At 72.8% G+C, this 23,238-nt stretch carries 21 protein-coding genes; 14 read left to right on the top strand and 7 right to left on the bottom strand.

The annotated features are described in order from the left end of the window. Positions 1-14: 14 nt before the first annotated feature. The 3 genes from Sdi02f_RS04125 to Sdi02f_RS04115 are packed head-to-tail and all read right to left on the bottom strand — an operon-like array spanning position 15 to position 3,575. Positions 15-1,028: an ABC transporter permease gene (locus Sdi02f_RS04125; RefSeq protein WP_030399586.1), complete on the bottom strand. Its 1,014-nt coding sequence runs from the start codon at positions 1,026-1,028 to the stop codon at positions 15-17. Further along, a complete protein-coding gene (locus Sdi02f_RS04120; RefSeq protein WP_030399585.1) occupies positions 1,021-2,061 on the bottom strand; it encodes an ABC transporter permease in 1,041 nt (346 codons plus the stop codon). Before Sdi02f_RS04120 ends, Sdi02f_RS04125 begins: the two co-directional genes overlap by 8 nt. Continuing rightward, positions 2,058-3,575 (bottom strand): sugar ABC transporter ATP-binding protein, encoded by a 1,518-nt coding sequence (locus tag Sdi02f_RS04115; RefSeq protein ID WP_030399584.1) that lies wholly within the window; start codon positions 3,573-3,575, stop codon positions 2,058-2,060. Before Sdi02f_RS04115 ends, Sdi02f_RS04120 begins: the two co-directional genes overlap by 4 nt. 277 nt (positions 3,576-3,852) lie before the next feature. On the opposite strand from Sdi02f_RS04115, the gene rhaI reads away from it, so the two are divergent. The 8 genes from rhaI (at position 3,853) to Sdi02f_RS04075 (ending at position 13,819) form a co-directional block, all read left to right on the top strand. Continuing rightward, positions 3,853-5,013, top strand: a complete 1,161-nt coding sequence (rhaI, locus tag Sdi02f_RS04110; protein ID WP_030399583.1) for an L-rhamnose isomerase — start codon at positions 3,853-3,855, stop codon at positions 5,011-5,013. Positions 5,014-5,151: 138 nt separating this feature from the next. Further along, positions 5,152-7,191, top strand: a complete 2,040-nt coding sequence (locus Sdi02f_RS04105; RefSeq protein ID WP_030399582.1) for a bifunctional rhamnulose-1-phosphate aldolase/short-chain dehydrogenase — start codon at positions 5,152-5,154, stop codon at positions 7,189-7,191. Then, complete coding sequence (locus Sdi02f_RS04100; RefSeq protein ID WP_030399581.1) at positions 7,188-8,639, top strand: rhamnulokinase; 1,452 nt, start codon at positions 7,188-7,190, stop codon at positions 8,637-8,639. The genes Sdi02f_RS04105 and Sdi02f_RS04100 overlap by 4 nt, the downstream gene beginning before the upstream one ends. A gap of 79 nt (positions 8,640-8,718) precedes the next feature. Then, positions 8,719-9,474, top strand: coding sequence for a (Fe-S)-binding protein (locus Sdi02f_RS04095; protein WP_030399580.1), 756 nt, complete (start codon positions 8,719-8,721; stop codon positions 9,472-9,474). Further along, a complete protein-coding gene (locus tag Sdi02f_RS04090; RefSeq protein WP_030399579.1) occupies positions 9,471-10,949 on the top strand; it encodes a lactate utilization protein B in 1,479 nt (492 codons plus the stop codon). The genes Sdi02f_RS04095 and Sdi02f_RS04090 overlap by 4 nt, the downstream gene beginning before the upstream one ends. Next, entirely contained in the window at positions 10,946-11,593 is a 648-nt protein-coding gene (locus Sdi02f_RS04085; RefSeq protein ID WP_030399578.1) for a LutC/YkgG family protein, read from the top strand. Before Sdi02f_RS04090 ends, Sdi02f_RS04085 begins: the two co-directional genes overlap by 4 nt. A gap of 120 nt (positions 11,594-11,713) precedes the next feature. Further along, positions 11,714-12,505: an ABC transporter ATP-binding protein gene (locus Sdi02f_RS04080; protein ID WP_037798792.1), complete on the top strand. Its 792-nt coding sequence runs from the start codon at positions 11,714-11,716 to the stop codon at positions 12,503-12,505. Between the two features lie 3 nt (positions 12,506-12,508). Beyond that, the gene (locus tag Sdi02f_RS04075; protein WP_030399576.1) at positions 12,509-13,819 is read left to right on the top strand and encodes an FtsX-like permease family protein; all 1,311 of its coding nucleotides are present in this window, start codon (positions 12,509-12,511) and stop codon (positions 13,817-13,819) included. 72 nt (positions 13,820-13,891) lie between these two features. Here the strand turns inward: Sdi02f_RS04075 and Sdi02f_RS04070 are convergent, their stop codons facing one another. The 3 genes from Sdi02f_RS04070 to Sdi02f_RS04060 all read right to left on the bottom strand — a co-directional run bounded on the left by Sdi02f_RS04070 (position 13,892) and on the right by Sdi02f_RS04060 (position 16,000). Continuing rightward, entirely contained in the window at positions 13,892-14,251 is a 360-nt protein-coding gene (locus Sdi02f_RS04070) for a cupin domain-containing protein (RefSeq protein WP_030399575.1), read from the bottom strand. A 79-nt stretch (positions 14,252-14,330) separates the two neighbouring features. Next, the gene (locus Sdi02f_RS04065) at positions 14,331-15,308 is read right to left on the bottom strand and encodes a pyridoxal-phosphate dependent enzyme (RefSeq protein ID WP_030399574.1); all 978 of its coding nucleotides are present in this window, start codon (positions 15,306-15,308) and stop codon (positions 14,331-14,333) included. An 8-nt stretch (positions 15,309-15,316) separates the two neighbouring features. Further along, a complete protein-coding gene (locus Sdi02f_RS04060; RefSeq protein ID WP_030399573.1) occupies positions 15,317-16,000 on the bottom strand; it encodes a helix-turn-helix transcriptional regulator in 684 nt (227 codons plus the stop codon). A gap of 207 nt (positions 16,001-16,207) precedes the next feature. On the opposite strand from Sdi02f_RS04060, the gene Sdi02f_RS04055 reads away from it, so the two are divergent. From Sdi02f_RS04055 to Sdi02f_RS04040, 4 genes are all read left to right on the top strand, one after another. After that, complete coding sequence (locus Sdi02f_RS04055; protein WP_030399572.1) at positions 16,208-16,690, top strand: GntR family transcriptional regulator; 483 nt, start codon at positions 16,208-16,210, stop codon at positions 16,688-16,690. Further along, a complete protein-coding gene (locus tag Sdi02f_RS04050; RefSeq protein WP_030399571.1) occupies positions 16,687-17,577 on the top strand; it encodes an ATP-binding cassette domain-containing protein in 891 nt (296 codons plus the stop codon). Before Sdi02f_RS04055 ends, Sdi02f_RS04050 begins: the two co-directional genes overlap by 4 nt. After that, positions 17,574-18,530, top strand: coding sequence for an ABC transporter permease (locus Sdi02f_RS04045; RefSeq protein WP_030399570.1), 957 nt, complete (start codon positions 17,574-17,576; stop codon positions 18,528-18,530). Before Sdi02f_RS04050 ends, Sdi02f_RS04045 begins: the two co-directional genes overlap by 4 nt. Before the next feature lie 100 nt (positions 18,531-18,630). Next, positions 18,631-19,428: a class I SAM-dependent methyltransferase gene (locus Sdi02f_RS04040; protein ID WP_030399569.1), complete on the top strand. Its 798-nt coding sequence runs from the start codon at positions 18,631-18,633 to the stop codon at positions 19,426-19,428. Positions 19,429-19,476: 48 nt separating this feature from the next. Here the strand turns inward: Sdi02f_RS04040 and Sdi02f_RS04035 are convergent, their stop codons facing one another. Then, entirely contained in the window at positions 19,477-19,782 is a 306-nt protein-coding gene (locus Sdi02f_RS04035; RefSeq protein WP_030399568.1) for a hypothetical protein, read from the bottom strand. A 145-nt stretch (positions 19,783-19,927) separates the two neighbouring features. Here Sdi02f_RS04035 and Sdi02f_RS04030 point away from each other — a divergent pair, with 145 nt between their 5' ends. Then, complete coding sequence (locus Sdi02f_RS04030) at positions 19,928-21,589, top strand: alkaline phosphatase D family protein (protein WP_030399567.1); 1,662 nt, start codon at positions 19,928-19,930, stop codon at positions 21,587-21,589. 199 nt (positions 21,590-21,788) lie between these two features. Beyond that, positions 21,789-23,165, top strand: coding sequence for a trypsin-like serine protease (locus tag Sdi02f_RS04025; protein ID WP_030399566.1), 1,377 nt, complete (start codon positions 21,789-21,791; stop codon positions 23,163-23,165). Positions 23,166-23,238 lie beyond the last annotated feature (73 nt).

The following is a 23,238-nucleotide window of genomic DNA, read 5'->3' as shown; positions in this document are numbered from 1 at the left end:
AGCCGGTGACGGGGTTACGGGGTGGGGGCGGGCGCCTTGGACGGGGGCGCCGTGGCGGCCCTGCGTCCGGCCCTCGCGAGGGAGAGCTGCCGTGCGACCCGGGGGCCGAGCACGGACAGGACGAGCAGGACGCCGGTGACGACGATCTGGGACTGGGCGGAGACGTCCTGGAGGCTCATCACGTTCTGCAGCGCGCCGAGCAGGAACACGCCCGCGATCGCCCCGCCGAGGGTGCCCTTGCCGCCGTCGAAGTCGATGCCGCCCAGCAGGACGGCGGCGACGACGGACAGTTCCAGTCCGGTCGCGTTGTCGTAGCGGGCGCTGGCGTAGTGCAGGGCCCAGAAGACACCGGTGAGGGACGACATCAGGCCGGTCAGCGTGAACAGGACCAGCTTCTGCCGCTTGACCCGGATGCCGGCGAAGCGGGCGGCCTCCTCGCTGGCCCCGATGGCGAACAGCGCCCGGCCGAACGGCATGGCGTGCAGGGCGAGGACGGCGAGGGCCAGCAGCACGAGGAAGGGCAGGAAGGCGTACGGGACGAAGGTGCCCTCGATGTGTCCGGCAGCGAAGTCCAGGTACTGCGCGGGGAAGTCGGTCACCGCGTCGGAGCCGAGCACGATCTGCGCGATGCCGCGGTAGGCGGCCATGGTGCCGATGGTGACGGCGAGGGAGGGCAGCCCGAGCCGGGTGACCAGCAGTCCGTTGACCAGACCGCAGACCACGCCGAGCAGCAGGCAGATCGGGATGATCGTCTCGATGGTCATGCCCTGGTTCCACAGGGCGCCCATCACCGCGCCGGACAGGCCCGCGGTGGAGGCGACCGACAGGTCGATCTCGCCGGAGACGACCAGCAGGGTCATCGGCAGGGCGATGAGCGCGATCGGCAGGGTGTTGCCGATGAGGAAGGACAGGTTGAGGGAGTTGCCGAAGCCGTCGACGAAGCCGAAGGAGAGCAGCAGGACGACCACGAGGAGGGCGCCCACCACGGTGTCCCAGCGGACGGCGCGCGTCAGGGAGGTGTCAGCCATGGCGGGCGTTCCTCTTCTTCAGGGCGTCGGCCACGCGCAGGGCGACGATCCGGTCGACGGCGATGGCCAGGATGAGCAGGATGCCGTTGATGGCCAGCACCCACACGGAGCTGACGCCGAGGGCGGGCAGCACGCTGTTGATGGAGGTCAGCAGCAGCGCGCCGAGGGCCGCGCCGTAGACGCTGCCGGAGCCGCCGGTGAAGACGACGCCGCCGACCACCACGGCGCTGACGACGGTCAGTTCGTAGCCGTTGCCGGTGCCGGAGTCGACGTTGCCGAACCGGGCGAGGTAGAGGGCGCCGGCCAGTCCGGCGAGGGCGCCGCAGAAGGTGTAGGCGGCCAGGATCCGCTTGCGCACGGGGATGCCGGCCAGCCGGGCGGCCTCGGGGTTGGAGCCGAGCGCGTACAGCTCGCGTCCGCTGCCGAACTGCTTGAGATAGTACGCCGTGGCGACGAGCACCGCCAGCGCGATCAGTGCCAGCCAGGGCACGGCGGAGATGCCGCCGGAGCCGAAGTCGACGAAGCCGCCGGGCAGGTCGGCCGCGGTGATCTGCCGGGAGCCGACCCAGATGGAGTCGATGCCGCGGATGATGTAGAGGGTGCCGAGGGTGACCACCAGGGCGGGCACCTGGCCGAGGCTGACCAGCAGGCCGTTGAGGAGCCCGAAGCCGACGCCCATGAGCACGGCGAGCACGACGGCCACGACGGGGTTGCCGCCGTCCTGGAGGTAGACGCCGGCGGCGAAGGCGCTGATGCCGAGGGTGGAACCGACGGACAGGTCCACGTTGCGGGTGATGACGACCAGGGACTGCCCGGTGGCGACCAGGACCAGGATGGTCGCGTTGAGCAGCAGGTCCTTGATGCCCTGCTCGGACAGGAACTCGCTGTTGCCGGCCTGGGTGAGGGCGATCATCACCAGGAAGACGAGCAGGATGGCCAGTTCGCGCATCTTGAAGATGCGGTCCACCAGCCGGGTGGCGCCGGCCCCCGGCACGTCGGCCGCGGGGGCCTTCTCGGGTGCGGTGACCGTCATGCGGCGGCCCTCCCCGTGGCTGCGGCCATCACGGTCTCCTCGGTGGCGTCGGTGCGGGCTATCTCGGCGGTCAGGCGCCCCTCGTGCATCACCAGGACGCGGTCGGCCATGCCGAGGACCTCGGGCAGGTCGGAGGAGATCATCAGGACGGCCACGCCGTCGGCGGCAAGCCGGCTCAGCAGCCGGTGCACCTCGGCCTTGGTGCCGACGTCGATGCCGCGGGTAGGCTCGTCGACGATCAGCACCTTGGGGCCGGTGGCCAGCCACTTGGCCAGGACGACCTTCTGCTGGTTGCCGCCGGAGAGGGTCGCGACGGTGTCGGCGATGCGGGCGTACTTGACCTGGAGCTTGACCGCCCAGTCCAGGGAACGGCTGCGCTCGGCGCCGCGGTCCACGAGACCGGCCCGCACGGTCGTGCGCAGGCCGGTGAGGCCGATGTTGCGCTCGATGGACATGTCCATCACCAGACCCTGGGCGCGGCGGTCCTCCGGGACGAGGGCGAGACCGGCGGCCATCGCGGTGGAGGGGGCGCCGTTGACGAGCGGCTTCCCGTCGATCTCGACCTCCCCGGCGTCCCAGCGGTCGACGCCGAAGACGGCGCGGGCGACCTCGGTGCGTCCGGCGCCGACCAGTCCGGCCAGCGCGACGATCTCGCCGCGCCGCACCTCGAAGGAGACGTCGGTGAAGACGCCCTCGCGGGTCAGCCTGCGTACGCTGAGGGCGGTCTCGCCGGGCGCGACCTCCTGCTTGGGGTACAGCTCGTCGAGGTCGCGGCCGACCATGCGGCGCACCAGGTCGTCCTCGGTCATGCCCTCCAGGGGTTCGCTGGCGATCCAGGCGCCGTCGCGCAGGGTGGTGACCCGCGTGCAGATGCCGAAGATCTCCTCCAGGCGGTGGGAGATGAACAGCACCGCGGCGCCCTGGTCGCGCAGGGTGCGCACCACGCCGAAGAGGCGGGCCACCTCGCTGCCGGTGAGGGCGGCGGTGGGCTCGTCCATGATCAGCACGCGGGCGTCGAAGGAGAGCGCCTTGGCGATCTCGACGATCTGCTGGTCCGCGATGGACAGTCCGCGCGCGGGCCGGTCGGGGTCGAGTTCGACGCCGAGGCGCAGCATCAGGTCGGCGGTGGCGGCCCGGGTGGCCTTGTGGTCGATGCGGCCGAGGGCGCGGCGCGGCTGGCGGCCCATGAAGATGTTCTCGGCGATCGACAGGTCGGGAAAGAGGGTGGGCTCCTGGTAGATCACGGCGATGCCGGCGTCGCGGGCGTCGCCGGGGCCGTGGAAGACGACCGGTGCGCCGTCGAGCAGCACCTGGCCGGCGTCCGGCCGGTGCACTCCGGCCAGCGTCTTGATGAGGGTCGACTTTCCGGCGCCGTTCTCGCCGGCGAGGGCGTGCACCTCGCCGGGGAACAGCTCCAGGGAGACGTCCCGCAGCGCACGGACCGCGCCGAAGGACTTGGAGACGTCCCTGAGCGCCAGGACCGGGGCCGAACCCGTGTCGGACGGGTGGGTCATTTGGGGGCTCCTCGACGACGCCGGCGGGACGGCCCTCACGGCGTCGTGAAAGGTTTCAACTCGGTTGCCGGGGACGTTAGGCAGCGAGGGTATGTCACGTCAATGGTTCCGGGTCGAAAAAATTTCGATCTCCAAAGGTCACGACGGAGTCACGGAGTGCCGGAGCCGTGCGAAGGGTTGACACCCCTTCATGGGGCTCATAACTTCGCGTTCTGAATCGTTTCATCCACGGTCGTGCTCACAGCGGGCCACGACCCGATGCCACAGGAGCGCCGAAGTGACCGAGCTCGCCGCGGTGAAGGCCGCGCTCAAGACCCAGTCCGTCGAGACGCCGTCGTGGGCGTACGGCAACTCGGGCACCCGCTTCAAGGTGTTCGCCCAGGCCGGCGTTCCGCGCGACCCGTTCGAGAAGCTGGACGACGCGGCGAAGGTGCACGAGTTCACCGGCGTGGCCCCGACCGTGGCCCTGCACATCCCCTGGGACCGGGTCGAGGACTACGGCGCGCTGGCGGCGCACGCCGAGAAGCGGGGCGTGCGGATCGGCGCGATCAACTCCAACACCTTCCAGGACGACGACTACAAGCTGGGCAGCATCTGCCACCCCGACGCCGCGGTGCGCCGCAAGGCCGTCGACCACCTGCTGGAGTGCGTCGACATCATGGACGCAACCGGGTCGCGCGACCTGAAACTGTGGTTCGCCGACGGCACCAACTACCCCGGGCAGGACGACATCCGCTCCCGGCAGGACCGACTCGCCGAAGGGCTGGCCGAGGTGTACGAGCGGCTCGGCGAGGGGCAGCGGATGCTCCTGGAGTACAAGCTCTTCGAGCCGGCGTTCTACACGACCGACGTGCCGGACTGGGGCACCGCGTACGCCCACTGCCTGAAGCTGGGCGAGAAGGCGCAGGTCGTGGTCGACACCGGGCACCACGCCCCCGGCACCAACATCGAGTTCATCGTGGCGACGCTGCTGCGGGAGGGGAAGCTCGGCGGGTTCGACTTCAACTCGCGCTTCTACGCGGACGACGACCTGATGGTCGGGGCGGCCGACCCGTTCCAGCTGTTCCGCATCATGTACGAGGTGGTGCGCGGGGGCGGGTTCACGTCCGACGTGGCGTTCATGCTCGACCAGTGCCACAACATCGAGGCGAAGATCCCGGCGATCATCCGGTCCGTGATGAACGTGCAGGAGGCCACGGCCAAGGCGCTGCTGGTCGACGCTTCGGCCCTGGCCGAGGCGCAGGCCGCCGGGGACGTCCTGGAGGCGAACGCGGTGTTGATGGACGCGTACAACTCGGACGTGCGTCCGCTTCTCCGGGAGGTGCGGGAGGAGTCGGGGCTGGACCCCGAGCCCATGAAGGCGTACCGGGCGTCCGGTTGGGCCGAGAGGGTCGTGGCCGAGCGGGTGGGCGGCGAGCAGGCCGGGTGGGGGGCGTAGGCGTCTGCCGGTTTTCCGTTGTCCGCGGACCGCGGACCGCACGTGGCTGGTCGCGCCCACGCGGCGAAGCCGCACATGAGTACCGCCCCACGCCCCTCGCAGGGGCGCATCGCCGCCCTCGATCGAAAAGGCTCCGTCATGACATCCCACCCCGAGGCCTCCGCCCTCCTCGCCCGTTCCCATCGGCTCGGCGCCGATCCGCGCAACACCAACTACGCCGGCGGCAACGCGTCCGCCAAGGGCACCGCGACCGATCCCGTCACCGGGGGTGATGTGGAGCTGATGTGGGTCAAGGGGTCCGGCGGGGACCTCGGGACGCTCACCGAGGCGGGACTCGCGGTGCTGCGGCTGGACCGGATGCGGGCGCTCAAGGACGTCTACCCGGGCGTCGGGCGCGAGGACGAGATGGTCGCCGCCTTCGACTACTGCCTGCACGGCAAGGGCGGTGCCGCGCCCTCGATCGACACGGCGATGCACGGGCTGGTCGAGGCCGCCCACGTGGACCACCTGCACCCGGACTCCGGGATCGCGCTGGCCTGTGCGGCGGACGGCGAGAAGCTGACCGCCGAGTGCTTCGGGGACACCGTGGTGTGGGTGCCGTGGCGGCGGCCCGGGTTCCAGCTCGGGCTGGACATCGCGGCCGTCAAGGAGGCCAACCCGCAGGCGATCGGCTGCGTCCTCGGCGGGCACGGCATCACCGCCTGGGGCGACACCTCCGAGGAGTGCGAGCGCCATTCGCTGCACATCATCCGTACCGCCGAGGACTTCCTGGCCGAGCGCGGCAAGGCCGAGCCGTTCGGTCCGGTGATCGAGGGGTACGCGGCCCTGCCCGAGGCCGAGCGCCGGGAGCGGGCGGCGGCGCTGGCACCGTACGTCCGTGGTCTGGCGTCCCGGGACCGGGCGCAGGTCGGGCACTTCACGGACGCGGACGTCGTCCTCGACTTCCTCGCGCGCGCCGAGCACCCGCGGCTCGCCGCGCTCGGCACCTCCTGCCCGGACCACTTCCTGCGGACGAAGGTGCGCCCGCTGGTCCTGGACGTGGCGCCGACGGCGCCGCTGGACGAGGCCGTCGCCCGGCTCAAGGAGCTGCACGCGGCCTACCGCGAGGAGTACGCCGCCTACTACGAGCGGCACGCCGAGCCGGACTCCCCCGCCATGCGCGGCGCGGACCCGGCGATCGTGCTGGTGCCGGGCGTGGGCATGTTCAGCTTCGGCAAGGACAAGCAGACCGCGCGCGTGGCCGGCGAGTTCTACGTCAACGCGATCAACGTGATGCGCGGCGCGGAGGCGGTGTCGACGTACGCGCCGATCGAGGAGTCGGAGAAGTTCCGCATCGAGTACTGGGCGCTGGAGGAGGCCAAGCTCCAGCGGATGCCGAAGCCAAAGCCGCTGGCCACCCGCGTCGCGCTCGTCACCGGCGCGGGCAGCGGGATCGGCAGGGCGATCGCGCGCCGGCTGGTCGACGAGGGCGCGTGCGTCGTCGTCGCCGACCTGAACGCCGAGAACGCGGCCGAGGTCGCCGAAGAGCTGGGCGGGGACGACAAGGCCGTCGCCGTGACCGTCGACGTCACCTCCGAGGAACAGATCGCCGACGCCTTCAAGGCGGCCGTGCTCGCCTTCGGCGGGGTCGACCTGGTGGTCAACAACGCGGGCATCTCCGTCTCCAAGCCGCTCCTGGAGACCACGGCGAAGGACTGGGACCTCCAGCACGACATCATGGCCCGGGGCTCCTTCCTCGTCTCGCGCGAGGCGGCCCGGGTGATGACGGCGCAGGAGCTGGGCGGCGACATCGTCTACATCGCGTCGAAGAACGCCGTGTTCGCCGGTCCGAACAACATCGCCTACTCCGCCACCAAGGCCGACCAGGCCCACCAGGTGCGCCTGCTCGCCGCCGAGCTGGGCGAGCACGGCATCCGGGTCAACGGCGTCAACCCCGACGGCGTGGTGCGCGGTTCCGGGATCTTCGCGGGCGGCTGGGGCGCCCAGCGCGCCGCCGTGTACGGGGTGCCGGAGGAGAAGCTGGGCGAGTTCTACGCCCAGCGGACGCTGCTCAAGCGCGAGGTGCTGCCCGAGCACGTCGCGAACGCCGTGTTCGCGCTGACCGGGGGCGACCTGACCCACACCACCGGCCTGCACGTCCCGGTCGACGCCGGCGTCGCCGCCGCGTTCCTGCGATGAGGACCGGGGACTCCGGGTCGTACGCGGCGGTCGACCTCGGCGCGTCCAGCGGGCGCGTCATGGTCGGCCGCGTCGGCCCCGACCGGCTGGAGCTGACCGAGGCGCACCGCTTCCCGAACCGGCCCGTCCGCACGCCCGAGGGGCTGCGCTGGGACGTCCTCGCGCTGTACGCCGGTGTGCTGGACGGGCTGCGGGCGGCCGGGCCGGTGGACTCGGTGGGCGTGGACAGCTGGGCCGTCGACTACGGCCTCCTGGACGCGGACGGGGCGCTGCTCGGCAACCCCGTGCACTACCGGGACGCCCGCACCGAGGGCGTCCCCGAGCAGGTGTGGGCCTCGCTGCCCGCCGGGGAGCTGTACGCGGCGACCGGGCTGCAGTACGCGCCCTTCAACACCCTGTACCAGCTCGTCGCCGCCCGGGACACGGCCCAGTTCGCGGCGGCCCGGCGGCTGTTGCTCGTCCCGGACCTGCTGACGTACTGGCTGACCGGCGAGCAGGGCACGGAGCTGACCAACGCCTCCACCACCCAGCTCGTCGACCCCCGCACCCGGGACTGGTCGCGCGAGGTGGCGGACCGGCTGGGGATCGACCTCGGCCTGTTCGCGCCGCTGCGCAGGCCCGGTGACGCGGCGGGACTGTTGCGGCCCGAGGTGCTGGAGGAGACGGGGCTGACGGGTCCGGTGCCGGTGACGGCGGTCGGTTCGCACGACACCGCCTCCGCGGTGGCCGCCGTTCCGGCCGTGGACGAGCGGTTCGCCTACATCTGCACCGGCACCTGGTCGCTGGCCGGCCTGGAACTGACCGCACCGGTGCTGACGGAGGAGAGCCGGGCCGCCAACTTCACCAACGAACTCGGTCTGGACGGCACCGTCCGCTACCTGCGCAACATCATGGGTCTGTGGCTGCTCCAGGAGTGCGTACGCGCCTGGGGCGACCCGGACCTCGGCGGGCTGCTCGCTCAGGCGGCGCGGGTGCCGGCGCTGCGGTCGGTGGTCGACGCGGGGGACGCGGCCTTCCTGGCGCCCGGGCGGATGCCGGAGCGGATCGCCGCGGCCTGTCGCGACTCGGGGCAGCCGGTGCCCGGGACGCCCGCCGAGGTGACCCGGTGCATCCTCGACTCGCTGGCGCTGGCCCACCGCAGGGCCGTGGCGGACGCCCAGCGGCTGGCCGGGCACCCCGTCGACGTGGTGCACGTGGTCGGCGGCGGCACCCGCAACGCGCTGCTGTGCCAGTTGACCGCCGACGCCTGCGGGCTGCCGGTGGTGGCGGGGCCGACCGAGGCCGCCGCGCTGGGCAACGTCCTGGTGCAGGCCCGCGCCCAGGGTCTGGTCGGCGACCTCGGCGGGATGCGCCGGCTGCTGGCCCGCACCCAGTCGCCGGCCCGCTACGAACCGCGCGGCGACACGGCGCGCTGGCGGGCGGCCGAGGCCCGACTCGCCGACCGGTGAACCGGGGCTCCCCACAGTCCGATCGGCCGACTAGCCTGCACTCATCATTCATCCGACGACCGAGCCACAAGGAGCCGCGATGCGTGTCGCTCTGTTCCTGACCTGCGTCAACGACACGCTCTATCCGGACACCGGCCGCGCCGTGGTGAGGCTGCTCACCCGCCTCGGCGTCGAGGTCGACTTCCCGACGGCCCAGACGTGTTGCGGGCAGGCGCACTACAACACCGGTTACCGGCACGAGGCCGAGCCGCTGGCCCGGCGCTTCGCCGACGTCTTCGCGGGCTACGAGGCGATCGTGACGCCCTCGGGCTCCTGCGGCGCGATGGTGCGGGAGCTGTACCCGCGCATGGGCGAGCGGGCGCGGGCGGAAGGGCGTGGGGACACGCTCGCGGCCGTGCTGGCGCCGGTGGTGCCGAAGACGTACGAGCTGACGGAGTTCCTCGTGGACGTGCTCGGGGTGACCGACGTGGGGGCGTACTACCCGCACACGGTGACGTACCACCCGACCTGCCACGGGCTGCGCAGCCTCGGCCTGGGCGACCGGCCGCGGCGGCTGCTGGAGGCGGTGAAGGGGCTGGAACTGGTGGAACTGCCGGGCGCCGAGGAGTGCTGCGGCTTCGGCGGCACCTTCGCCGTGAAGAACTCCGACGTGTCGGCGGCGATGGGCGCGGACAAGGTGCGCAACGCCGAGTCCACCGGCGCGGACGTGCTGTGCGCGGCCGACAACTCCTGTCTGATGCACATCGGCGGCACCATGGCCCGGCTGCGCACGGGCATGCGGCCGGTGCACATCGCGGAGATCCTGGCGAGCACCGAGGAGGCGGTGGCCGCATGAGCGGGACCTTCGTCGGGATGCCGGCCTTTCCGCGGGCGGCGCGGGAGGCGGTGCGCGACACGACGCTGCGCGGCAACCTCCGCCACGCCACCCGCACCATCCGGGACAAGCGGGCCCGCGCGGTCGCCGAACTGGACGACTGGGCGGCGCTGCGCGAGGCCGGGAAGCAGATCAAGGACCACACACTGCGCCACCTCGACCGGTACCTGGTGCAGGTGGAGGAGGCGGTCACGGCCGCCGGCGGCACGGTGCACTGGGCCGCCGACGCGGACGAGGCGAACGAGATCGTCGCCCGGCTGGTCGAGGAGACCGGCGAGTCGGAGGTGGTCAAGGTCAAGTCGATGGCGACGCAGGAGATCGCCCTCAACGAGGCCCTGGAGGCGCGGGGCGTCCACGCCTACGAGACCGATCTCGCCGAACTCATCGTGCAGTTGGGCAAGGACCGGCCCTCGCACATCCTGGTGCCCGCCATCCACCGCAACCGGGGCGAGATCCGGGACATCTTCCGCTCCGAGATGAGCGAGTGGGGCCGTCCCGCGCCCGAGAACCTGACGGACACGCCCGCCGAACTGGCGGAGGCGGCCCGGCTGCACCTGCGGGAGAAGTTCCTGCGGGCCAAGGTCGGTATCTCCGGAGCCAACTTCGTCGTCGCCGAGACCGGCACGCTGGTGGTCGTGGAGTCGGAGGGCAACGGGCGGATGTGCCTGACCCTGCCCGAGACGCTGATCTCGGTCGTCGGCATCGAGAAGATCGTGCCGAGGTGGCAGGACCTGGAGGTCTTCCTGCAGACCCTCCCCCGCTCCTCGACGGCCGAGCGGATGAACCCGTACACGTCCATGTGGACCGGCACCACCGACGAGGACGGCCCGCGCACCTTCCACCTGGTCCTGCTGGACAACGGACGCACCGACACCCTCGCGGACGAGGTCGGCCGCCAGGCGCTGCGCTGCATCCGCTGCTCGGCCTGCCTGAACGTCTGCCCGGTGTACGAGCGGGCCGGCGGCCACGCCTACGGCTCGGTCTACCCGGGGCCGATCGGCGCCATCCTCAGTCCCCAGCTGCGGGGCACCGGCAGTGAGATCGACGCCTCGCTGCCGTACGCGTCCTCGCTGTGCGGGGCCTGCTACGAGGTGTGCCCGGTCGCCATCGACATCCCCGAGGTGCTGGTGCACCTGCGCGAGCGGGTGGTGCAGGGCGGCCCGGCCGTCCGGGGCGGCAACCGGGTGGTGCTCAAGCCCGCCAAGGGGCACGCCGCCGAGCGGGCGGCGATGCGGGCGGCGCAGTGGGCGTTCACCCGCCCGGGCGCGCTGCGGGCCGGGCAGCGCCTGGCCTCGCGCACCCGGCGCCTGCATCCGCGCACGCTGCCCGGTCCCGGGCGGGCGTGGAGCGGCAGCCGGGACCTGCCGGCGGTGCCCGCGGAGCCGTTCCGGGACTGGTGGCAGCGCACGCGCGGCGGAAAGGACGGGGCGAAGTGAGCAGCAGGGAACGCGTTCTGGGGCGGGTACGGCGGGCGCTGGCGGACGTGCCGGCCGACGCACGGCCCTACGAGGAGGCCGTCGCCCGGGACTATCTGCGCGAGCACGGGCAGCGGTCCGTCGCGGAGACGGTGGACCTGCTCGCCGAGAACCTGGCGGACTACCGGGCGATCGTGCACCGGTGCGCGGAGGAGGAGCTGCCCGGGCTGCTCGCCCGTCTCCTGTCCGCGCACGGGTCGCGGACCGTGGTGGTGCCGCCGGGGCTGCCGGCGCAGTGGACGGCGGCCGCCGACGTGACCCTGGTCCAGGACCTGGCGGCGAGCACGGCTCCGGAACTCGACGAGGTCGACAGTGTGGTCACCGGCTGCGCCGTGGCCGTCGCCGAGACCGGCACGATCGTCCTGGACGGCTCCCCCGACCAGGGCCGCCGCCGCATCACCCTGGTCCCTGACCATCACGTCTGCGTCGTGCGCGTGCCGGACCAGGTGGTCCCGTCGGTCCCCCGGGCCCTCGAACGCCTCGACCCGGCCCGCCCGTTGACGTGGATCTCCGGACCGTCGGCGACCAGCGACATCGAACTGGACCGGGTCGAGGGGGTGCACGGGCCCCGCACCCTGGAAGTGGTGCTGCTGGGCGGCTCGTAGCACCGCCGGGGTGTCGCTGAGTACACCCCGGGATACGGGCTCTGCGCCCCGTGTGGCCCAGGCCCGCGCTCCGTAGCGTCTTCCACGAGGCACCGCACCGGGCGGGCCGTACGGAAGGTGATGACGATGTTTCGTTCCGGAGCGCGGGACACGCGGCGACCGGGCCCCGCCCCCGAGGCCCTCCGGCTCGTCAAGGTGAGGCGGACCTACGGCTCGGCGGAGAACGCCGTGACCGCGCTGGACGGGGTGACCCTGAGCCTGGCGCGCGGCACGTTCACGGCGGTGATGGGGCCGTCGGGCTCGGGCAAGTCGACGCTGCTGCAGTGCGCGGCGGGCCTCGACCGGCCGGACGGCGGCATCGTGTGCGTGGACGGCAAGGAGCTGACGGGTGGCGGCGAGGCGGAACTGACGAGGTTCCGGCGCGGCCGGGTCGGGTTCGTGTTCCAGCAGTACAACCTCCTGGAGACGCTGACCGTCGCGCAGAACACGGTGCTTCCGCTGAAGCTGGCCGGGCGGCGCGTCGACCGGAATCGGGCACGGGAGATCCTGACGTCGGTCGGTCTCGGGGACCGGCTCGGCCACCGGCCCGATCAGCTCTCGGGCGGTCAGCGGCAGCGGGTGGCGATCGCGCGGGCCCTCGTCACCGAACCGCGGGTGATCTTCGCGGACGAGCCGACGGGCGCGCTGGACACCCGCAGCGCGCGGCAGGTGCTGCTCCTGCTCCAGGAGGCGGTGCGGGTGCACGGGCGGACCGTGGTGATGGTGACGCACGACCCGGTCGCCGCGTCGTACGCCGACTCGGTGGTCTTCCTCGCCGACGGCCGGCTGGCGGGGCGGATGGAGTCGCCGAGCCCGGACGCGGTCGCGGAGCGCCTCGCGCACCTGGGCGACGACATGCCGGTGGGGGTGTGAGCGATGTTCACACTGGCTCTCCGGTCGATCCGGCGACGTCCGGGACGCTTCCTCGCGACGCTGCTGTCCGCCTTTCTGGGGGCGGCGATCATCATGACGTTCAACTCGATGCACGACACGGCCGGGCAGGACGGCGTCGACCCGGTCAGTTCGCAGACGCTGGGCACGACGGCGGGGGTCGTGGGCGGCTACGGAACCCTGCTGGTGTTCTTCGCGGTGGCCTCGACGCTGACGGTCAACGTGCGTCAGCGCACCGCCGAGCTGGAGCTGCTGCGCTGCTCGGGCGCGACGCCCGCGCAGATCAAACGCATGGTGGTGGGCGAGGCGGCGGTCGTGGCCCTGGTGGGCGCGGCGTCGGCGATCGGGCCGGCCGTGCTCGGCGGGCGGGCGCTGCTGGGGATGTTCCAGGACAGCGGCCAGGTGGCACGGTCCGTGGACCACTCCTTCGGGCCCGTCGCACTGCTGAGCGGCGTGGCCGTCACCCTGCTCGCGTCGGCGGGCGCCGCGTTCCTGGCGGTGCGGCGGGTGACGCGGGGCCGCCGGGAGCGGGCCGGGGCGAAGCGGTACCTGGCGTACGCGGCGCTGGCCACCGGGGCCGCGGGGGCCTGCTCCACCTTCCTGTTCTCGGCGACGGACGAGACGCTGATGGCGGCGCCGGCCTACGGGGCGATCCTGCTGTCGGTGGGTTTCGCGCTGCTGTCGCCGCGGCTGTTGAAGGGCGTGCTGGACCGGCTGCCGCTGAGCGGTGCGAGCGGCTGGCTGGCCGTGCGCAATCTGCGGGAGCGGACGGACCAGTTGGCCGGGATCCTGGTGTCGCTGATCATGTTCACCGCCGTGTCGACGGCGACGGTCACGATGCAGGCGGTGGAGAGCGACGCGGTGAAGGCCTCGGGCCTGGTGAAGTCGGTCGACGCCAAGAACCTGGAGACACTGAACCTCACGGTGGTCGGCGTCATCGCAGTGTTCGTCTGTGTGATGCTGGTCAACTCGCTGTACGCGGCGACGACGTACCGCGCCCGTGAATTCGGTCAACAGCGGCTGGCTGGTGCGACGCCGGCGCAGGTGCTGGGCGTGGTGGCCGCCGAGGGAGTGGTCCTGACGGTGACGGGGGTGTTCTTCGGCACGGTGGCCGCGCTGGCCGGTGCGGTGCCGTTCACGGTGGTCCGCACCGACGCGGTGCTGCCCGACCAGTTCCTCGGTGTGTGGCTCGCGATGGTGGCGCTGGCGGCGGCGGTGACGCTGGGGACGAGCCTGGGCACGGCCCGGCGGGTGCTGCGGACACCGGCGGCGGAGGCGGTGACGCTGGCCGCGTGACCGGTCGGGGCGAAGGGGAGGGGGCGACCGCCGTGGCGGTCGCCCCCTCCTTTTTTCCGGCCGGTCGGCGCGTCAGTCGGCCTTGGCGTACTCCTTCGCCATGCTGCCCGCGAAGTCGTACACGACGCACGCTCCGTCGCCCACGACCCATGCGTCGTGGCCGGGCGAGCAGACGAAGACGTCGCCGGCGCCCACCTCGCTCTCGGTGCCGTCGTCCATGCGGACGTGCATGCGTCCCTCCACGACGTAGCAGTTGTGGTGGATCATGCAACTGTCGGTGCCGGCGATCGGCCCCACGGACTCCGACCAGCGCCAGCCCGGTTCGAAGGTGGCGACGGCGAAGTCGAGTCCTTCCATGTGGACGGCTTCGATGTGGCCGCGCGGGAAGTCGCGCCGCTCGTCCGGCTTGTCGAGCGTCTTTGCCTCCAGCATGACGCTTCTCCTTTCCCTGGCTCCACCACTCCATCGTCCGCCTGTCAACTCGGCGGCGCCATCCGGGGAGCGCGCGGCCTCAGCGGGGCGTGCCGCAGAGTGCGGCGAAGCGGGCCGCGTCCACGTTGCCGCCGGAGAGGATCACGCCGACGCGGCGGGGCAGGGCGTCGATCCGGCCGCTGAGGAGGGCTGCCAGCGCGGTGGCGCCGCTGGGTTCCAGGACGGTCTTCAGCCGTTCGAAGGCGAACCGCATGGCGTCCCTGATCTCGTCGTCGGAGACCAGCACGACACCGTCGAGGAGGCGCCGGTTGACGGAGAACGTCAGCTCGCCGGGAGTGGGCAGGGCCTGGCCGTCGGCGATGGTGCGCGGCACGGGCACGGTGACGCGACGCCCCGCCGCCAGGGAGCGCCGGGTGTCGTCACCGGCCTCCGGCTCGACGCCGATCACCCGGGTGCCGGGGTGCAGTCCCTTGACGGCGGTGGCGCTCCCGGCGATCAGGCCGCCGCCGCCGACGGGTGCGACCAGCGCGTCCAGTTCCCCCGTCTCCTCGACCAGTTCGAGGGCGGCGGTGCCCTGGCCGGCGATGACGTGCGGGTGCTCGTAGGGCGGGATCAGGGTCAGGCCCCGGTCGGCGGCCAGCGCCTCGGCGATCGCCACGCGGTCGCCGGTGTAGCGGTCGTAGGTGACGATCTCGGCGCCGTAGCCCGTGGTGGCGTCCCGTTTGGAGGGCGGGGCGTCCTCGGGCATGACGATCACGGCGGTGGTGCCCAGCTCGCGTGCGGCCAGGGCGACGGCCTGGGCGTGGTTGCCCGAGGAGTAGGCGGCGACGCCCCGGGCGAGCTGCTCCGGCGCGAGACGTGAGGCCGCGTTGTAGGCGCCGCGGAACTTGAAGGCGCCGACCCGCTGGAGGTTCTCGCACTTGAGGCGGACCTCGGCGCCGACGAGGGCGTCCAGGGTGCGCGAGCGCAGCACCGGGGTGCGGTGGGCGACGCCCTCGATGCGGGCGGCGGCGGAGCGGACGTCGTCGAGGGTGACCGGCGGGGTGGTGGGCGTCACGGGTGTCCTCACGGGGTGTCGGCGGCCGGGCCCTGGGCGGCGCGGGCCTGGGAGAGGTAGTGGTAGGCGGAGGCGCGGGAGATGCCGAGCCGGGCGGCGACGTGCTCGACCGAGCGGCGCACGGCGAACACGCCGCGCCCGTCGAGGTCGCGGAACAGCTCCAGGCGCCGTTCCCGGTCCAGCGCCGCCCAGCTGGTGTCCCGGCGCAGCGGGTGGTCGTCCACGATGGCCTCGACCACGGCGTCGATGTCGTCGCCGAAGGTGGTCGCCGGTACTTCGGCGGGGGTGCCGGCGGTGCCGGCGAGGGCGCCGAGGAGGGCGTGCGCGCGGTCGACGGCGGTGACGTCCAGGTTGACGCACAGGGCGCCGAAGACGGAGTCCGTGGAGTCGCGCAGCACCATGGTGGAGGACTTGAGCAGCGTGCCGTCGGGCGTGCGCGTGACGTAGTTCAGCTCGTCGCGCGCGTCGTCGCCGCGGGCCAGGACGCGCATGCCGATCTCGCTCATCGCCCCGCCCACGGTCCGCCCGGTGACCGACCCGGCGACGGCCACGACCGAGTGCTCGGGGGTCCGGTAGTCGTGGAGCACGGCCTCGCAGACCGGTCCGAACGTCGCGGCGATCCCCTCGACGACGGGGCGCAGCGCGGCGAGGACGGCGTCGCGTTCGGCGTCCAGGGCGGCGGGGTCGGTCATCGGTGCCTCCAGGCTCGGGCTCCAAGGAAGACCCAGACTACACGTCCAGAGACTGGACAGACAGTCCAATCACTACCGCGGCGGATCTCGCCGTCACGGAGCCCGCCGTCACAGATCCCGCCGTCACAGATCCCGCTGCCGCGGACCCTTGCCGTTTGACATCCGGACGCGATGTGATCATGCTTCTACTAATGAATTAATGAAAGCATGGAAGGTGACGTGGTCGAGTACCGAATCGATCGGCAGAGCGGCATCCCGGCCTACGTGCAGATCGTGCGGCAGACGGAGCAGGCGCTCCGGATGGGTGTGCTGCGGGTCGGGGACAAACTCCCGACGGCCAAGGAGGTCGTCGCCGCCACCGCCATCAACCCCAACACCGTGTTCCGGGCCTACCGCGACATGGAGCAGGCCGGCCTGGTCCGCTCCCGGCGCGGCCTCGGCACCTTCGTGACGCGGTCGCTGGCCCGTCCCGGCGCGGAGGACGACTCGCCCCTGCGGACGGAGGCCGCCGCCTGGGTCGCACGGGCCCTGGCTGCCGGGCTGGAGCGGGACGACGTACTCGCCCTGGTCACGGCGGCTCTCGACGAGCACGAGCACGAGCGGAGCGGGCGGGACGACCGGGGGCACGAGCACCACCGGCAGGACGAGAACGACCCGGGTGACCGGGGACGGAAACAGGAGGACGCATGACCGGGCCTGACGAGCCCGCCGCGCTGCACGCCACGGAACTCGGGTTCCGCTACCGGGCGCGTGGCGAGTGGGCGCTGCGGGAGTGCGGGTTCACGGTGCCCCGCGGCCGTATCACCGCGCTGGTCGGACGCAACGGCGCCGGCAAGAGCACGCTGCTGCACCTGGCCGGCGGGCTGCTGCGCCCCGCGCACGGGGAGATACGCGTCCTGGGCGCCGCACCGGGCGGTGGCGCGGCCCGCTCGCGGGTCGCCCTGCTGACCCAGGACAAGCCGCTCTACCCGCGCTTCACCGTGGCCGACACCCTGCGCATGGGCGGCAGGCTGAACGCCTCGTGGGACCAGCCGGTCGCCGAGCGCGTCGTGCGCGAGGGCGGCATCGCCCTGTCCGCCAGGGTGGGCGAGCTCTCGCCGGGGCGGCGCACCCGCGTGGCGCTCGCCCTGGCGCTCGGCAAGCGGCCGGAACTGCTCCTGCTGGACGAGCCGCTCGCCGACCTCGACCCGGTGGTGCGCGGCGAGATCATGGCGACGCTGATGGCCGAGGCGGCGGAGCGCGAGGTGAGCATCGTGCTCTCCTCGCACGTCCTGCCCGATCTGGAGCAGACCTGCGACTGGGTGGTGCTGCTGCGGGCCGGCCGGGTGGAGCTGAGCGAGGACGCCGACGCGCTGCGCGAGGGCCACGCCCTGCTCACCGGTCACGTCGAGGAGGAGCCGACGCTGCGGGAGCACACCGTGGTGCACCGCCGCACGCACGGACGGCAGCTGACCGCCCTGGTCCGGCCGCGCGGTCCGGTCGGCGGCACCTGGCACGTCGAGCGGCCGGGCCTGGAGGAGATCCTGCTCGGCCACCTCCAGGACGGTACCCGTGGCGCGAAGGGGGCGGCGGCGTGAAGGGGACGCTGTGGCTGGCCTGGCGCCAGCAACGGGCACTGGTCGCCTGCGCCGTCGTGGTCGTGCTGGCCGCCGCCGCGCTCGCCGCGTACTTCCGCGCGGGCATGCTCGACGATCTGCGCAGCGGGCTGTTCGACCACTGCGACCCGGGGCCGCTGTACTGCACACGGGCCCCGGACGGGCTGCCCCAGTTCCTGGACGTCGAGCCGCTCAGACTGCTCGGCGCGCTCAATCTCGTGCTGCCCGTCCTGGTCGGCGTGTTCTGGGGCGCCCCGCTGCTGGGCCGGGACCGGGAACTGGGCACCCACCAGATGGTCCTGTCCCAGGGCGTCGGCCGCGCCCAGTGGTTCGCCTCCCGGTTCGCCCTGGCGGCCCTGGGGACGGCGGTGCTGTCCGGGGCGCTCGCCCTGCTGTTCCGGTGGTGGTGGGAGCCTGCCGTCAACCGCAGCTACGGCGTGTTCTGGTACGAGGCCACCGCGCTGACCGGCTCGGGCCCTTCACTGGTGGCCGCCGCGCTGTTCGGGCTGGCGGTGGGCACCCTCGCCGGTCTGCTGACGCGCCGGGTGCTGTCCGCGGCGGCCTGGACGCTGCTGGTCACCGGCGCGGTGGCGGTGCTGGTGCAGTGGACGCACCGGGCCCGCCTGCTGGTCCCGCCGCACCGGTACGTCAGCGACGGCTGGCAGCCCAAGGAACCGATGGGCGACAAGTGGTCCACGGGGCACTACGGCCTGATCACCGGCTCCGGCCGCCGGGACTCCGCGGCGGAGTGCCCCTTCCCCTCCGGCCGGGAGCTGCGGGAGTGCATGACCGGTCACGGGTATGTCTCCCGCTACTACGAGGCCAATCCGGCCGGCGACTACTGGGCCTTCCAGTGGGCCGACACGGCGCTGCTCGGCGGCCTCGCCCTCGTCCTCCTCCTCGTCACCGTCCTTCTGCTGCGCCGCCGGGTCTGACCCCGCTCGCCGGGTCTGCCCCCGCCCGCCCGATCCGCCCCTGTCCGCCGTCCCACTGCCCGACGAAGCCACCTTCCGAGCCATCCGTACGGAGGTCCCCATGCCCAAGGACGCCAAGTCCCCGAAGAAGCTGCGCAGCAACCGCGCCGCGCTCACCCACAAGGTCGGGTACGCGCTACGCCACCCCGAGCGCGTCGCCCCCTACGTCCGCCGGGCCGGCCGGGACGCGTGGCTGCGGGTCAAGCACCCCGACCACGTCGGCTACTACCGGGCGGTGATGGCCTCCGACACCCGGCGCAACCCGGAGGCCGCGGTCGGCAGCCGGACCCACGACCGCTGGCTGGCGCTCGGGCAGATGCAGTTCGACTACCTGGTCGAGCACGGGCTGCGCCCCGAGCACCGCATGCTCGACATCGGCTGCGGCAACCTGCGCGGCGGCTGGCGCTTCATCGACCACCTCGACACCGGCCACTACTACGGCATCGACATCTCGCCGGACATCCTGATCGCCGCCAAGAAGACCCTGACCGAGCGCGGGCTCCAGGCGAAGCTGCCCCACCTGACCATCACCGGGGACCTGCGGCTGGAGTTCCTGCCCGACGACCACTTCGACGTCATCCACGCGCACAGCGTCTTCTCGCACTCGCCGCTGAGCGTCATCGACGAGTGCCTCGCGCACGTCGGCCGTGTCCTGACCGGCACGGGGTTCTTCGACTTCACCTTCGACCGGACGGAGGGCACCGAGCACCAGGTGCTCCGCGAGGACTTCTACTACCGCACGGACACCCTGCTCACCCTCGCCGCCCAGCACAACCTGCACGCGCGGTTCATGGACGACTGGGAGAAGCGGCCGCACGGCCAGTCCAAGATCCGGGTGAGCCGCTCGCCGCTGTCCTAAGGGGCACCCGCTCTCCCGCACCGAGGGGCCGGACCACGCGTCCGGCCCCTACGGGCGCGGGTTGACGCGCCGCCAGGCGGGCCGCGAGTCCGCGCCCCGGCGGCCGGCCGCGGCGGCGCAACGCGGGCAGACCCGGCGGACGGCGTCGGCCGCTCCGCCGGACTCGGGCAGCACGTCCGTCCAGACGACCGCCGGGAAACGGGAGAGCCCGGAGCGGTGAAGGGACAGTCCGCACACGGTCTCGTTCCTGCCCCGCTCCCAGGCGTGCACCTCGCCGGACGGCAGCCAGCGGCCGTCGTCCTCGTCCCACCAGCGGCCGGAGGCCGCCACCTCGTAGCGCCGTGTCCTGGCCATGGCTCCCGGGTGCCCCGTGGGGTCCGCGCCCACACGCGCGTACCTCCTCCTGTGTGATCACTCCGCAAGCCCTGCCCGATTGGGGCGTTTTATCTGCTTAGCATGCGGGGTCCGCGCATCGCCCCGCTGTACGAGAGGACACCAGATGGCGCCCACGGGCCGTCCCCGCGCACTGGCCGAGCACGCCTTCTCCCCGCACGACGCCGTACTGGGCGCCGCCGTCCGGCACCTCGGCCGCCGGCGTTTCCTCACCGTGACCGCTGCCGCCGCCGCGCTCGCCTTCACCACCAACCTGCCGGCCCGCGGCGCGGTCGCCGCCCCCGAACGCGCCGCCCGGATCAGCAAAGACCCCTTCACCCTCGGTGTCGCCTCCGGGGATCCGCTGCCCGACTCGGTGCTGCTGTGGACCCGGCTGGCGCCCGAGCCGTTCCTGGAGGACGGCGGGATGGGCACGGAGCGGGTCACGGTCGAGTGGGAGGTGGCCCTGGACGAGCACTTCGCGGGTGTCCTGTTCCGGGGCACCGCCGACGCCCACGCCGAGTACAACCACAGCGTCCACGTGGACGTGAAGGGCCTCACGCCCGGGACCGTCTACTACTACCGCTTCCGCGCCGGCACCTGGCTCAGCCCGGCCGGCCGTACCCGCACCGCCCCGGCGGCGGGCAGCGCCGCGGCGTCGCTGAAGCTCGCGGCGGTCGCCTGCCAGGCCTACATGGACGGCTATTACACCGTGCTCCGCCATGTCGCCCAGGACGACGTGGACGTGGTGTTCCACCTCGGCGACTACCTGTACGAGTACGCGGTGAACTCCGAGGGCGGGCAGCGCCGCTACACCGACGTCACGCTGCCCGACGTGTTCAACCGGGAGACGATGACCCTCGCGGACTACCGGCTGCGCTACTCCCTCTACAAGACCGACGGGGACCTGCGGGCCGCGCACGCCGCGCACCCCTTCGTCGTCGCCTGGGACGACCACGAGACCGAGAACAACTACGCGGGCAGCATCCCGGAGAACGACATCCCGCCGGCCGAGTTCCTGCTGCGCCGGGCCGCCGCCTACCGGGCGTACTGGGAGAACCAGCCGCTGCGCGCGGCCCAGTTGCCGCAGGGTCCCGACGCCCGCCTGTACCGCCGGCTGCACTGGGGCACGCTTGCCCAGTTCGACATCCTCGACACCCGCCAGTACCGCTCGGACCAGGCCTACGACGACCGGCCGCACGCCCCCGGCGCCGAGTCGGACGACCCGGCGCGCACCATCACCGGCGCCGCGCAGGAGCAGTGGCTGCTCGACGGCTGGAAGGGCTCGACCGCGCTGTGGAACGTGATGCCCCAGCAGGTGTGCTTCTCCCAGCGCAAGTTCGACGTGACCGCGGACGCCGCGCTCTCCATGGACGCCTGGGACGGCTACCGGGCCTCGCGCGACCGGGTGGTCGCCGGGGCGAAGGCCGCCGGGGTGGACAACTGGCTGATCCTCACCGGTGACGTGCACGTGGGCTACGCCCTCGACGTCAAGGAGGACTTCGACGACCCGGCCTCCGCCACCGTCGGCACCGAAGTCACCTGCACCTCGGTGGCCAGCGGCCGGGACGGCGTGGAGAAGCCCGCCAACTGGGACCTGTACATGAAGGCCAATCCGCACATGAAGTTCTACAACGGCAAGCGCGGTTACGTCCGGGCCGAACTCGGCCGCCAGGCCACCCACCTCGACTTCCGGACGGTCTCCGCCATCAGCACGCCCGGCGCCGCCGTCACCACCGCCGCGTCCTTCGTCACCGAGGCGGGCGAGCCGGGACTCAAGCCCGCCTGATCCCCCTTCGGCCACGCGGAGCGGGCCCGCGTACTGCACATGGCACCCGTCACGTCCCCCATAGCGCGAAACCGACCGGCGCCGGGCATCCCCGCGGGCCTTTGCGGCAAGGCCTGTGACTTCGCCGCAGGCGCACCGTGGCCCACGGTCGCCCACCGAACACCGCTGTCTCGCACAGCACTCGAAGGAGGCTCATCGCATGGTCGGCAGACATGCCGCGCGCAGCCGCCGCGCAGCCCTCACTGCGCTCGGCGCCCTGGTCCTGACCGCACTCCCCTCGGCCGCGTCGGCAGCCCCGCCACCCGCCCCGGCACCGCGGCCCGCCGCGGCCCGCACGCCCGACGCCGCCGTGGCCCCGGCGCGCATGCTGAGCGCGATGGAGCGCGACCTGAAGCTGGCGCCCGGACAGGCGGCGGCCCGGCTGGTCAACGAGGCGGAGGCGGGCACCCGCGCGGGCATGCTGCGCAACACGCTGGGCGACCGCTTCGCCGGGGCCTGGGTGAGCGGCGCGACCTCCGCCGAGCTGACCGTCGCCACCACCGACGCCGCGGACACCGCGGCCATCGAGGCACAGGGCGCCAAGGCGGCGGTCGTCGGCAGGAACCTGGCCGAGCTGCGCGCCGTGAAGGAGAAGCTCGACACCGCCGCCGTGCGGACCCGGTCCCGGCAGACCCCGGTGTGGTACGTCGACGTGATGGCCAACCGGGTCACCGTCCAGGCCACCAGCGAGTCGGCGGCGGCCTCCTTCCTGACGGCCGCCGGGGTGCCGGCCCAGGACGTGAAGGTCCAGGTCTCGCCGGACCAGCCGAGGGTCCTGGAGGACCTCGTCGGCGGCGACGCCTTCTACATCGACGACCGGGCCCGCTGCTCCATCGGGTTCTCCGTCACCAAGGACGACCAGCAGGGCTTCGCCACGGCGGGGCACTGCGGCAACCCGGGCGCCACCACCACCGGCTTCAACGAGGCCGCCCAGGGCACCTTCCAGGCCTCGACCTTCCCCGGCAAGGACATGGCCTGGGTCGGGGTCAACTCCGGCTGGACCGCGACGCCGGACGTGAAGGCGCAGAACGGCGAGAAGATCCAGCTCGCCGGTTCGGTGGAGGCGCTCGTGGGGGCCTCCGTGTGCCGTTCCGGATCCACGACGGGCTGGCACTGCGGCACGGTCCAGCAGCACGACACCAGCGTCACCTACCCGGAGGGCACGGTCGACGGGCTGACCCGGACGACGGTGTGCGCGGAGCCCGGGGACTCCGGCGGCCCCTTCGTCTCGGGCACCCAGGCGCAGGGCACCACGTCGGGCGGCTCGGGCGACTGCACGAACGGCGGGACGACCTTCTACCAGCCGGTCAACCCGCTGCTCAGCGAGTTCGGCCTCACCCTGAAGACCACGTCCTCCACGTCACAGACGCCCGCGCCGCAGGACAACGCGGCGGCGGACGCGTGGGCCGCGGGCCGGGTCTACGAGGTCGGCACCACCGTGTCCTTCGACGGCGTGCGGTACCGGTGCCTGCAGAGCCACCAGGCGCAGGGCGCCGGGTCGCCGGTGGACACTCCGGCCCTGTGGCAGCGGGTCTGACGGACGGAAGGCTTCTCCCGGCGCACCGGACACGGCACACCCGACGCGGCGCACCGGACACGGCGCACCCGAC

The sequence above is a fragment of the Streptomyces ardesiacus genome, from assembly GCF_003112575.1.
Taxonomy (GTDB): Bacteria; Actinomycetota; Actinomycetes; order Streptomycetales; family Streptomycetaceae; genus Streptomyces; species Streptomyces ardesiacus.
The sequence above is the reverse complement of the archived record's forward strand: the minus strand, read 5'-3'. Positions and strand labels throughout refer to the sequence as shown.

Bases quoted from the DNA above. Each gene is read 5' to 3' on its own strand.
- Sdi02f_RS04100 (WP_030399581.1), top strand. From the start codon at position 7,188: ATGAGGACCGGGGACTCCGGGTCGTACGCGGCGGTCGACCTCGGCGCG.
- Sdi02f_RS04090 (WP_030399579.1), top strand. From the start codon at position 9,471: ATGAGCGGGACCTTCGTCGGGATGCCGGCCTTTCCGCGGGCGGCGCGG.
- Sdi02f_RS04095 (WP_030399580.1), top strand. From the start codon at position 8,719: ATGCGTGTCGCTCTGTTCCTGACCTGCGTCAACGACACGCTCTATCCG.
- Sdi02f_RS04075 (WP_030399576.1), top strand. From the start codon at position 12,509: ATGTTCACACTGGCTCTCCGGTCGATCCGGCGACGTCCGGGACGCTTC.
- Sdi02f_RS04120 (WP_030399585.1), bottom strand. From the start codon at position 2,061: ATGACGGTCACCGCACCCGAGAAGGCCCCCGCGGCCGACGTGCCGGGG.
- Sdi02f_RS04030 (WP_030399567.1), top strand. From the start codon at position 19,928: ATGGCGCCCACGGGCCGTCCCCGCGCACTGGCCGAGCACGCCTTCTCC.
- Sdi02f_RS04115 (WP_030399584.1), bottom strand. From the start codon at position 3,575: ATGACCCACCCGTCCGACACGGGTTCGGCCCCGGTCCTGGCGCTCAGG.
- Sdi02f_RS04050 (WP_030399571.1), top strand. From the start codon at position 16,687: ATGACCGGGCCTGACGAGCCCGCCGCGCTGCACGCCACGGAACTCGGG.
- Sdi02f_RS04105 (WP_030399582.1), top strand. From the start codon at position 5,152: ATGACATCCCACCCCGAGGCCTCCGCCCTCCTCGCCCGTTCCCATCGG.
- Sdi02f_RS04080 (WP_037798792.1), top strand. From the start codon at position 11,714: ATGACGATGTTTCGTTCCGGAGCGCGGGACACGCGGCGACCGGGCCCC.
- Sdi02f_RS04070 (WP_030399575.1), bottom strand. From the start codon at position 14,251: ATGCTGGAGGCAAAGACGCTCGACAAGCCGGACGAGCGGCGCGACTTC.
- Sdi02f_RS04060 (WP_030399573.1), bottom strand. From the start codon at position 16,000: ATGACCGACCCCGCCGCCCTGGACGCCGAACGCGACGCCGTCCTCGCC.
- Sdi02f_RS04025 (WP_030399566.1), top strand. From the start codon at position 21,789: ATGGTCGGCAGACATGCCGCGCGCAGCCGCCGCGCAGCCCTCACTGCG.
- Sdi02f_RS04040 (WP_030399569.1), top strand. From the start codon at position 18,631: ATGCCCAAGGACGCCAAGTCCCCGAAGAAGCTGCGCAGCAACCGCGCC.
- Sdi02f_RS04125 (WP_030399586.1), bottom strand. From the start codon at position 1,028: ATGGCTGACACCTCCCTGACGCGCGCCGTCCGCTGGGACACCGTGGTG.
- Sdi02f_RS04055 (WP_030399572.1), top strand. From the start codon at position 16,208: ATGGAAGGTGACGTGGTCGAGTACCGAATCGATCGGCAGAGCGGCATC.
- Sdi02f_RS04035 (WP_030399568.1), bottom strand. From the start codon at position 19,782: ATGGCCAGGACACGGCGCTACGAGGTGGCGGCCTCCGGCCGCTGGTGG.